Here is a 10,861-nt window from a genome sequence, read left to right on the forward strand (position 1 = left end):
ATGTCGTGATACAGGGGCAGCCAGCTGACGAACGTGTCCGCCCCGGACGCCTCCACGGCCACTCCCATCGCGCGGATGTTGGCCAGCAGATTTTCGTGCGTGAGCGCCACTCCTTTGGGCTGACCGGTGCTGCCCGAGGTGTACTGCACCAGCGCGAGGTCGGTGGCGCGAGGTCGGGGAAGAGCACCACCCGCGGCGGCTGACAAGGATTCGGGAACAACGATGTGGCGCAGGCTGTCGAGGTTCGCGCGCAGAAGGTGGCCCAGCGGAACGGCTTCCGGCACGGTGACGAGCAGCCCGGCTGCGGCATTGCCGAGGATTCCGATGTGGCGGCGCAGGTGCTCGGCCAGCTGGGAACGTCGCGCCGGCGGGTAGATCGGTACCGGGACCGCACCGGCGAGCAGCACCGCGGCGAAGGTGACGAAGTACGCGCGGCTGGTGGGCAACATGATCGCCACCGTGTCACCCGGCATGACGTCTCGCGCCTGAAGACCCGCCGCCGCAGCGGCCGCCTCCCGGTGGAGCGACTCGTAGGTCAGTTCGTCAAAGCCGCCCGAATCGTCGAGGATGCGGATGTGTGTCCGCCCGGCGGTCGCGCCGAGGTGCCAGTCGAGGGCGTCGATCAGGGTCGACGCGGCGACGGGTGCCGGCGGCGGGCTGCCCGCCGTCGGCGGTGGGGGCGAGACCACACCGACGCCCGCGTCGACCGCATGGCTTCGAGCGACGGCCCGCAACAGGTCACGCGGGGTTTCCGCGCTGCCCAGAACATGCGGGGGCAGCGACACGCTGAACGCGTCCTGCCAGCGGAGTAGCAGTTCGGCCAGTTCGAGACTGCCGATGCCGAGGTCGTCGAAGGGGCTGTCGAGCGTCACGGTCAGATGCGAGGCGCGCGGGCGGACTTCGGCGGTCAGCCCCCGCACGAGGTCGAGGACGCGGTCGGCGCGCTCGGCGCTGGGCATCGGTTAGCCGGGCGTCTCTGGGCCTGCAGCCCGGTCGCGCAGGCGTGCGGCGAACGCCGCCGCCAAATCGAGGTCGCGGACGTTGGGCCGCCCCTTGTTCAGGCCACCGACGAGGCGTAACGGCCCCACCGTGTCGAAGCCGCGGCAGGAAAACGAGCCGAGCACGCGGAAGCCCTTCGATACAAGACGGCGCTGGATCGGCCGGCGGTAGCCCATGAGCGGGAGCTCGGCGGCACCGCTCGTGAAGAACGTGAAGGCCCGGACCCCGTCGACATGAGGCAGGAGACCCAGGAGTCGGGACATCCTCGGATGAACCCTCATGAAGTAAATGCCCGACCCGAACCCGACAAGGTCGTATTCACCGAGCCTGTCGGCGTCCACCGCTTCGGGCTCCACAACGTCGGCATGCAGCACCTCAGCCATCCGGTCGGCCACCCGACGCGTGTTGCCGTGCGAGGTCGAAACGCAAACGATGAGCGACTTCATGACCTACCTCTCGTCAACCTCGAACTTTCGCAACGGCGCCGCGCACGCGGCCGGCGCGCTCCGCTACGCGCGGCGCGCAACGATCACCGGCACGCGTGCGGACCGCGCCACCGCTGCGGCGACCGATCCGATCAGCATGCCGGTGAAACCGCCGCGGCCATGGCTGCCGACCACGACGAGTTGGGCGGATTCTGCCCGGTGCAATAGTTGGCGGGCCGCGTCATCGCAGACAACGACACGCTGCACCGTCACATCGGGGTAGCGTTCCTGCCAGCCCGCCAGACGTTGCGCGAGCAGTTCCTCCTCATCGGCGCACGCCGCCGACCAGTCGAAACCCGGGAATTCAGACAGCTGTTCATCGCTCCAGGCGTGCAGGGCGATGAGCTCGGCGCCGCGGCGGGAGGCCTCGTCGAACGCGATCGCGGTGGCCGCGTCCGAGGCTGGCGAAACGTCGATGCCGACCAGGACCGGCGCCTGTGCGGGATGGGCGATCATCGGCTTCTCGTCGTGGATCACCGCGACCGGGCAATGCGCATGTGCGACCATTCCGGCGCTGACCGACCCGAGCAGGAGGCGAGCCAGCGCGCCCCGCCCGCGGCAGCCGACGACAAGCATCTGGGCCTGCTTGGAGACATCCACCAGGGTGGGAATGGCTGCGGCGGTGAACATTTTGGTCTCGACCTGCGAGGCGCCACCGTGCTCGGCGATCTGCGCTGCTTCGTTGAGCAACGTCTCCCCCTGCTCTTCGAGCCATCCACCGAAGCCGACCGGCAGCGGCGTCTGCGGCATAGTCGTGTAGCGAAGGTTGACCACATGCACCAGCGTCAGCGGGATGTTTCGCATCGCCGCGTCGTGCGCCGCCCAGCGGACGGCCACCCGGGAGGGATCCGACCCGTCGACGCCTACCACAATCCCGCTACGGGTGATCGGCTCAGCCACCGGCGTCTCCTTCCGCCCTCTGCCACCCGGGCACGGGAACCCTCTCGGCTATGAGATTAGGGACGCCGGCGCCGACAGATAACGGGCATTGGTCACCGGCACGGTGGCCGTCGGGCCTTTCCGCCGACCGGGCCGCCGCGCGAGACACACACCCGGCCCTCCTCCTTCAGGGCCTGACTCGTTGCATTACTAGACCAATATCGCCTAGGCTCGGTTCGTTGAGTGAACTTTCCGGGAGGTAGCCGTGTCGACGTATCGCGCGTTTGAGGTGACCGGCCAGCGGCAGTTCCGCCTTGTCCAGCGGGAGACCCGGGACCCTGGGCCCGGGGAGGTGCGGTTGCGGGTACAAGCCTGCGGGGTCTGCCACACCGACGTTATCGCGGTTGAGGGTTTGCGTGCTGATCCGTCGAAGGCTGTTGTGCCGGGCCACGAGATCGCCGGCGTCGTCGATGCCGTCGGGCCCGCAGTGAACGGCTGGCGCGCGGGCGAGCGGGTCGGCGTGGGCTTCCTCAACGGCCACTGCGGCGAGTGTGAGCCATGCCGTCGCGGCGACTTCGTCAACTGCGTGAATCAGCAGCAGACCGGCACCAGCGTCGACGGCGGGTATGCCGAGGTGGCCTACGCGCGCGCCAGCGGCCTCGTGCGCCTCCCCGGCGACATGGAGTCAGTGGATGTCGCTCCGTTGCTGTGCGCCGGCCTCACGGTCTACAGCGCGCTCCTGCGCGCCGGCGCGCGACCCGGATCGGTGGTCGCGATCCAGGGTATCGGCGGACTGGGCCACCTCGGCATCCAGTATGCCGCGACCCTCGGATACGAGGTCGTCGCGATCGCGCGCGGCAGCGAAAAGGCCACGCTCGCCGAACAACTCGGCGCAGATCACTACATCGACAGCGTTGCGGCTGATCCCGCCGATGTCCTGCGCGGACTCGGCGGAGCCGCGGCGATTGTCGCCACCGCATCCAACGGTGCCTCGATGTCGCCGCTGGTCGCCGGCCTTGCCCCGCAGGGGCGGTTGATCGTCGTCGGCGCCGGCCCCGAGCCCCTCGAGACACAGACCGCGGACCTCATCTTCGGCACCCGCTCCATCGTCGGCTCGCTCACCGGCACGTCGATCGAAAATGAGGACAACCTGCGCCTCGCCCAGCGGCGCGGCATCCGATCGATGAACGAGATCATGCCGCTCTCTGAGGCGCCAAAGGCCTATGAACGGATGCTCTCGGGCCAAGCCCGCTTCCGCATCGTCCTCGACACGGGATCCCTGGCGAACCCTTGACATCTCCAAGGTCCCGATGCGGCTACGGCTGCTGGCCCACCGCGAGGTAGCCGGTGCCGCGGCCCTGGCGTGCCCACAGCACTCCGCCCGCGGCTGACACTCCCTGCTTGATCAGTTCGCGTTTGAGGACCTTGTTGGTGGCGGTGGTCGGCAGCGACTCGTTGATCCGCACATACCGGGGCCATGCCTTGGGCGACAGGTCGGGCTGATCGGCCAGAAAGGCTTCCAATCCGGTGGGGGTCAGCGGCCGCGCGTCGGTGGGCACGATGGCCGCCATCACCTGGTCGCCGACCCTCGCGTCGGGAACGGGGTAGACCGCGACCTGGCTGATGAGGGGCAGCCGCTGCAGGATCCGCTCAATCGGCGCGGCGGCGAGGTTTTCACCGTCGACGCGCATCCAGTCGGCTGTGCGCCCGGCGAGATAGATCCAGCCGTCGGCGTCGCGGTAGGCCAGGTCACCCGACCAGTACATGCCGTGGCGCATCCGCTCCTGGCTGGCCGCGGGGTCGTTGTAGTACCCGGTGAACGCCCCCGCCCCGTAGGTGTTCACCAACTCGCCCACCGCCTCGTCGAAGTTGGCCAGTGCGCCGTGTTCGTCGAACACCGCGGCCGCGCATTCGGTGAGTGTGTCGGCGTTGTAGACACTGACGCCGGGGTAGCCCTTGCCGATCGACCCGGGCGGGGTGCCGTCTTCCCGGGTGACGATCACCGCGAATTCGCTGGAACCGAACGAGTCGACGACCCGGCAGTCGAAACGCCGGGCGAATTCGGCGATGTCGCGGTCGGTCGCCTCGTTGCCGAACGCCGCGCGCAGCGGGTTGTCGGCGTCATCGGGCTGTTCCGGGGTGGCGAGTATCAGAGCGAGGGGCTTGCCGACGTAGTTCATGTAGGTGGCGTGATGACGGCGGACATCGGAGAGGAATCGCGAGGCCGAGAACCGGGCGGGCACCATGGCGGCGCCGCTGCCGATGGCCACCGCCCAGCCGGCCGCCACCCCGTTGGAGTGAAACAGCGGCATCGAGAGGTAACACACATCCTCGGCGGTGATCTCGAACTGGCCGATCAGGCTGGCGCCGCACAGGATCGCCATCGCGTGGGCGAACCGCACCGCCTTGGGGTTGCCGCCGGTGCCCGACGTGAAGATCATCATCAGGGTGTCCGTCCCTGTGACCTCACGTTGGGGCACAAGCGGTCCCGCGGCCGCCACCGCCTCGGCGTAGCCGCGCGCGGTTACGTCGAGCACGGTGACATCTGACAGCTCGAGCCCGTCGAGCAGGGGCCGGTGCTCGCGGTCGACAAGCAGCAGTTGGCAATCCGACCGCCGGATGTCGGCTGACAGGGCCGCTCCCCGCCGGGTGGTGTTGATCCCGCACAACGCGTAGCCGCCGAGCGCGGCCGCGGCCATGGACCGCACCATCGCCGGGGAGTTGGTGAGCAACGCGCCGACGTGCAGCGGGCGGGCAGGCTCGGCCAGCGCGATCAGCGCCGAAGCCTCGGCCGCGGCTTCTTGGAGGTGCTCACGCCAGGTCCAGGTCCGCTCGCCGTGGGCCACCGCGATGGTGTCGTCCTGCATCCGGGCCCTGAGCAGCTGTTGCACGGTCTCGAACACCCGATGGCTCCTTGGTTGCAGCGCGCTCACCCACCACCTGCGGTCGCAGCGAACTATATCTAAGGTTGCCGTGCGGGCCGATAGCGCAGCAGCGTGACCCCGGTATCGGCGACGTCGAAGAAGACCGGGGTGACCCGCATACCGATGTGGATGTCGGCCGGGTCGACGTCGACGAGTTCGGTGCTGATTCGAGGGCCGGCGTCCCACTGGACCACCGCCGGCAGCTGGGGCACCGAATCCGCCCAGGGAGGTGCGGTGGGCCGTCGCGCCACCGTGAAGGTATAGACGGACCCCGCTCCGTCGATCTCGCGCCACTCGAGGTCGTCGGCGAGGGTTCCCGGCGCCAGCGTGCGCGGATAGAAAACGTATTGCCCGAGCGAGGGCGAGTACTGCACGACGATGCGGTGCTCGGTCAAAGCCTGCCAAAAGGGCCGGGAGACGGGGGTTGGCTCGGGAAGCGGCCGCGGATCGTGGGTTGCCCGGTCCATGGTCAGTCCCCGCTGAGCAGCAGGGCGACCTGCTCGCTCATGATGCCGCCATTGCCGGTGACGAACGCCGTGTGGCAGTTCCGCACCTGCGCCTGCCCGGCTCGGCCCATCACCTGCCGGGTGCCGTCAACCACGTGGTGCATGCCGCCGGCCATGCCGGCCTGCCCGAAGGAAAGCTGGCCGCCGGCGGTGTTGACCGGAAAGTCGCCCCGAAACGTGAGGTCATGCTCCTTGACCCACGCCATGCCTTCGCCCTTCCGGCAGAAACCGGCGTCCTCCAGGCTCATCACCACCGTGATGGTGTAACAGTCATAGATCGAGGCGACATCCACCTCGGATCGGCGCAGACCCGCCATCGCGAACGCTTTGTCGGCGGCACGGGCGATGGGGGTTTGCAACAAATCCCTGGCGTAGGTCGGGGTCTTGAAGGTGATGTGTTCGCCGAACCCCCTGATCCACACCGGCCGGTGCCGCGATCGGCGCGCCACGTCCGGGCTGGCGATGAGGACGGCGGCGCCGCCCTGGACCCGCATGACAGTCTCGAGCATGCGGATCGGGTCGGCGATCATCGGGCTGTTGAGCACGTCCTCCACCGTGATCGGCCTGCCGTGAAAGACGGCGCCCGGGTGGGCGCACGCGTTGCTGCGCTGGTTGACCGCGATCTTCGCGGTGGCCGCGGGGTCATAGCCGAACTCGGCAGCATAGCGCTGGGCGATCTGCGCGTACGGGGCGTTCTGGCCGATGTTGCCGTACGGTATTTCGAATTCGGCTTGCGGGGACCCGTAGTTGTTGCTTGACGCCCCATACCAATACGGGGCCGGCGGGGGCCGGCGATCCGAACGCGGCAGCGTCGCGGACCCCGGTACCACGGCCAGCACGGCGTCGCAGAGCCCGAGTTCGACCGCCACGGCGGCCCGCCACACCATCCCCGCGGAGGTGGCGCCACCCAGGTCGACGCGTTCACCGAAGTCGAGCGGAAGGCCGAGATACTCCGAGAGGGTGGCTGGCACGAACATGTCGGACTCCGCCAGGCCATGCGAGACCAGGCCGTTGACGCTGGTCGGGTCGATGCCGGCGTCCTCGACGACCATTTTCGCCAGCACGGCGTACTGGTCGAGCGTGAAGAGCGCCGGCCCCCTCTGGTGACGCTCAGCGGGCAGCTCGGCGATGCCGATGATCGCGGCCTGCCCGCTCAGACCCGTCACGTCGCCCCGCTCCTGCGTGGCAGGGCCACCGTCGCCGTGCCCGGCATCAGTACCGTCGCGTCGCGCCGACCCGAGATGTCCAGGTCGACCAGCCCGGTGCCGTCCGCGACCCGCTTGCGGGTTACGACGCCGCCGAACGTGAGGACCTCACCGGGGTAGGCGATCGCCCGATTCTGTACGGAATATGCCACCAGGCGGCCGTGACCGCCGATCCAGTCGGTGATGGCGCGGGCGAGCAGCGCCGCCTGCAGGGGGCCTTGCACCAGCACGTCGTCGTACCCCTCGACGCTTCGCGCCCAGTCCTTGTCGTAGTGAATGCGGTGACCGTTGTAGGTCGCGGCGCTGAAGAAGAACATCTGCGTCTCGTCGACGGTCACGGTCAGGGTCGCCAGGGCATCGCCGGGCTCGACGTCGTCGTAGAAGATCTGCTCGGTGGCCATGGAGCTCCTCACGGTCGGGCGATCATCGACATCGTCGCGTCGGCCAGCAGCTTGCGGCGTTGATTGCGGTACACGGTGCGCCACGTGACCAGGACGAACCTGCCCGATCGACCCTCCTTCTCCACGATCGACTCGATCGTGCGAACCATCTCGACCTGGTCGCGGTGGTAGGCCGGCGAGAAGAATGTCGTGCTTTCCCCGCCGGCCATCCGCCGCGGTGCGCGGGGAAACGCGAGGCTGCCCGACGCCGCTCCTGACGAGCCGTCGGGTCGCAGCCCGTCGAGTCGCGTGACCCCCAGGACGGCGTACTGCAGGTATAGCGGAGGACAGATGACATCGTCGTATCCGTGGGCGCGCGCGTACTCGGCGTCGAACCATAGCGGATTGTGGTCACCAACCGCCGCCGCCCACCGCTGCCATTCACGCCTGTTGACCTCACCGGTGGCGGTGGCCGCGACCGTCCCCACTTTGGACGCCGATTCGGTGTCGATCAGGCTCTCGGTCATCTGCGTTCCTCTCCCGGCGGGGTGTGCTCGCGGCCACCGTCGAGTCCGATGTCGTTCTGCAGCCAGGTCGCGGCCACGTCCGCGCCGCCGCCCACGGTGGACACCACACGGGCCCGCTCCGACCACAGGTGAAGATCGGTGTCGAGCACGTAACCGATTCCGCCGTGCAGCTGGTGGGCGTCGAGCGTGACCTGTTTGGCGGCGGCGGCAGCCCACATCCGGGCGATGGCGGTCTCGCGGGTGGCCGTGCGGCCCTTTCCGATCCAAAAGACCGCCGAGTGCGCGGCTAACCGGGCCGCAGCGAGTGCGATATGCATGTTCGCCACCAGATGCTGCGCCGCCTGAAAGGAAGCGATCGGCCGGCCGAACTGCCGTCGCATGCCGGTGTAGTCGACGGTGCGCTGCAGAACCGCCTCGCCCACGCCGACCAGATCCAGCGAAAGCAACGCGACGGCGGCGTTGGCCACCCGGCGCAGGTCGGGTTCCGCAAGGCCCGCGCCGTCCTCCCCGGCGAGTACCGCCGCGCCGTCGTTGACGACCACGTCGTCGAAGTGCACGCAGAACGCGCGGTTACCCCCCAACATCGCGAGCGGCTCGACGCGAACACCCGGCGCAAGCAGGTCCACGACGAAACCCAGCGGGTGGGCTGCTGACGCCGCGACCGCCGAAATGATCAGGAGATCAGCCAGATCGGCGTCGGCGACGAAGTCCGCCGTCCCGCGCAGGCGCCAGGCGCCGACAGGGTCCCGGCTCGCACGCAGCACGCCCGTGATGACGCCGGCGTCGCGAGCGCTCCACAACGCCGTTGTCCCACATACCGTCCCGGAACTCAGGCCGGGAAGCCACGCCGCACGCTGCTCGGCTCCCCCGAGCATGTCGATGGCGAGGGCTGCCCCGATGGTGCTGTGAACAACCATGGGGCACAGCGCCCGACCGGCTTCGACGCAGAAGATTCCCAGGTCTGGCAGGGTGCCGCCGGAGCCCCCGTGTTCTTCGGGGAGGACCAGTCCCAGCACGCCGGTGTCGGCGAGCGCCTCCCACAGGGTGGCGGGCATCCGCTGCCCGGTGGGATCGTGCAGCGCGCGGGCGAGGGTGGTCGGGCATTCAGCGGCCAGCAGGCTGCGCAGCATCGACGCCAGGTCATGGTCGTCTTGGCTGGGGATCAGCCTCACCGCGCCGGGCCGCTCGCCGATGCCGCACCCATCAGCGCCCGTACGACGGCATGCGGTGCCCGCGCTGAGCGATCACATCTCGGAGCACCTCGTTGGTGCCCCCGCCGAACCGCATCAGCGGCGCGGCCCGGTAGAGGCGCTCGAACCTGCCGTCCGCCGGCGCGCCCGGGCTGCGATGAGCGAGCAGCCCGTCGGGCCCGAGCAGGTCCAGGGCCAGGTCGGCGATGCGCTGGCGTAGCTCGCTGGTGAAGATCTTTTCGACGCTGACCTCGACCGTCGGGATAACCCCGCTGTCCAGCATCGAGGACGCTTCGTACCCCATCAGGTTCGCGACCTCGACATCGGCTTCGGCCTGCGCCAGTCGGCGGCAGAACGCGGGATTATGCGCAGGTACCGAGCCGTCACGCCGCGGGCGACGCGCCAGTGCCAGCAGCTCGTCGAGGGCGCGGCGCAGGTCGCCGGCGTTGGTCAGCGCACCGCGTTCGAGGTCCAGCGCACCCGTGATGTAGGCCCATCCGCGGTGGACTTCGCCGATGAGGTTGCCGGCGGGTACCCGGACGTCGTGAAAGAATGTCTCATTGGTGCGGTATCCCGACCATGCGTACAGGGGACGGATTTGCACCCCGGGCTGCTCGATGGGCACGATGATCACCGATAGCCCCCGGTGCCGCGGTGCGGCCGGATCGGTGCGGACGCACAGCCACTCGTGGGTCGCGCGTTGGGCACCGCTGTTCCAGATCTTCGAGCCGTTGATCACCCATTCGTCGCCGTCGCGGACCGCGGATGTGCGCAGGCTGGCCAGGTCGGTCCCCGCCTCGGGTTCCGAATAGCCTACGGCACAGATCATCTCGCCCCTCGCGATGGCCGGAAGGAACTGCGTCTTGTTCTGCTCGGTGCCGTGCCGCATGATCATCGGTGCCACCGACGTAACAGTCAGATCTGGCCCGGGTACACCCCAGTACTCGAATTCGCGCATCAGCAGGTGCTGGTGGACGGCGCTGAGGCCCAAACCGCCGTATTCGGTGGGCCAGTTCACCCCGAACCACCCCTTGTCACCGACCTTGCGCCGGAAGGCTGCCACCTCCCCACCGGAAAACTCGAGGTCATGGACCGCCAGCTCGGAGCGAAGGGCCGGTGTGACGTTCTCGTGGAGGAAGTCGCGCACTTCGGCCAACCAGGCTTGTTGCGCATCGTCCAACTCGAAATCCACGAGCACTTACCTTAGCCACGGACAGCGCGTCGGGGACCGGTCCTGATGGAAACGCCGGTCCCCCGCACGGCCGCCCGCACGACGTGTCGACGCGGCAATTCGATGTGCGTACCGTCAATTGGCGGTGCAAGCTGGCACCGTTCCACGGCGAAGGACACGGTGTGGCGAGCGCTGAGCGGTGAACCCGATTGAACGGGTGCTTCGTAGCGTCGACCGCTGGCAACAACGCCACCACGTGATCGGGTTCCCGATCGCAGTGATCAAGAAATTCGGCGACGACCAGGCCGGAGACTTGGTGTCGCAGTTGGCCTACTATGCCTTCGTCGCCACGTTCCCGTTGCTGCTGGCCTTCACCGCCGTCGTCGCTGTAGCGCTGCGCGCCCACCCCCACCTTCACGACACCCTCGTCAGGTCGACGTTCGCCGAGTTCCCCATCGTGGGCGCCCAGATCCACGACCAGCTCGGCATCGAGCGTTTCAGCCATACCGGCACCTCGGTGGCGATTGGGATCCTCGGGGCCGTGATCGGCGGCCGAGGTTTCGCCCACGCACTGCAGAAGACCCTCAACAGCCTG

At 68.6% G+C, this 10,861-nt stretch carries 12 protein-coding genes; 2 read left to right on the forward strand and 10 right to left on the reverse strand.

The window, feature by feature from the left end:
* The 3 genes from VKI00_RS16625 to VKI00_RS16635 all read right to left on the reverse strand — a co-directional run.
* On the reverse strand, positions 1-959 hold a 959-nt coding region (locus tag VKI00_RS16625), incomplete at its 3' end, for an AMP-binding protein (protein WP_324439225.1).
* Positions 960-962: 3 nt separating this feature from the next.
* Entirely contained in the window at positions 963-1,445 is a 483-nt protein-coding gene (locus tag VKI00_RS16630; protein ID WP_324439227.1) for a flavodoxin family protein, read from the reverse strand.
* A 63-nt stretch (positions 1,446-1,508) separates the two neighbouring features.
* Positions 1,509-2,384 (reverse strand): universal stress protein, encoded by an 876-nt coding sequence (locus tag VKI00_RS16635; protein ID WP_324439229.1) that lies wholly within the window; start codon positions 2,382-2,384, stop codon positions 1,509-1,511.
* A gap of 268 nt (positions 2,385-2,652) precedes the next feature.
* Between VKI00_RS16635 and VKI00_RS16640 the strand changes: the two genes are divergently transcribed.
* Complete coding sequence (locus VKI00_RS16640) at positions 2,653-3,657, forward strand: alcohol dehydrogenase catalytic domain-containing protein (RefSeq protein ID WP_324439231.1); 1,005 nt, start codon at positions 2,653-2,655, stop codon at positions 3,655-3,657.
* A 22-nt stretch (positions 3,658-3,679) separates the two neighbouring features.
* On the opposite strand, the gene fadD1 is transcribed toward VKI00_RS16640, so the two are convergent.
* The 7 genes from fadD1 to VKI00_RS16675 are packed head-to-tail and all read right to left on the reverse strand — an operon-like array spanning position 3,680 to position 10,287.
* Positions 3,680-5,266 (reverse strand): fatty-acid--CoA ligase FadD1, encoded by a 1,587-nt coding sequence (gene fadD1, locus VKI00_RS16645; RefSeq protein WP_324439233.1) that lies wholly within the window; start codon positions 5,264-5,266, stop codon positions 3,680-3,682.
* A gap of 59 nt (positions 5,267-5,325) precedes the next feature.
* Positions 5,326-5,754, reverse strand: a complete 429-nt coding sequence (locus tag VKI00_RS16650) for a Zn-ribbon domain-containing OB-fold protein (RefSeq protein WP_324439235.1) — start codon at positions 5,752-5,754, stop codon at positions 5,326-5,328.
* 2 nt (positions 5,755-5,756) lie between these two features.
* Entirely contained in the window at positions 5,757-6,959 is a 1,203-nt protein-coding gene (locus tag VKI00_RS16655; RefSeq protein WP_324439237.1) for a thiolase family protein, read from the reverse strand.
* Positions 6,956-7,399 carry a MaoC/PaaZ C-terminal domain-containing protein gene (locus VKI00_RS16660; protein WP_324439239.1) on the reverse strand — a complete coding sequence of 148 codons (444 nt, stop codon included), beginning with the start codon at positions 7,397-7,399 and terminating at the stop codon, positions 6,956-6,958. The genes VKI00_RS16655 and VKI00_RS16660 overlap by 4 nt, the downstream gene beginning before the upstream one ends.
* An 8-nt stretch (positions 7,400-7,407) precedes the next feature.
* Entirely contained in the window at positions 7,408-7,905 is a 498-nt protein-coding gene (locus VKI00_RS16665) for a MaoC family dehydratase (protein WP_324439241.1), read from the reverse strand.
* Positions 7,902-9,077 carry an acyl-CoA dehydrogenase family protein gene (locus VKI00_RS16670; protein ID WP_324439243.1) on the reverse strand — a complete coding sequence of 392 codons (1,176 nt, stop codon included), beginning with the start codon at positions 9,075-9,077 and terminating at the stop codon, positions 7,902-7,904. The genes VKI00_RS16665 and VKI00_RS16670 overlap by 4 nt, the downstream gene beginning before the upstream one ends.
* A gap of 31 nt (positions 9,078-9,108) precedes the next feature.
* Positions 9,109-10,287: an acyl-CoA dehydrogenase family protein gene (locus VKI00_RS16675; RefSeq protein WP_324439245.1), complete on the reverse strand. Its 1,179-nt coding sequence runs from the start codon at positions 10,285-10,287 to the stop codon at positions 9,109-9,111.
* A 178-nt stretch (positions 10,288-10,465) separates the two neighbouring features.
* Here VKI00_RS16675 and VKI00_RS16680 point away from each other — a divergent pair.
* The coding region (locus tag VKI00_RS16680; RefSeq protein ID WP_324439247.1) for a YhjD/YihY/BrkB family envelope integrity protein at positions 10,466-10,861 on the forward strand (396 nt) is incomplete at its 3' end.

The sequence above is a fragment of the Mycobacterium sp. genome, from assembly GCF_035314665.1.
Lineage (GTDB): Bacteria > Actinomycetota > Actinomycetes > Mycobacteriales > Mycobacteriaceae > Mycobacterium.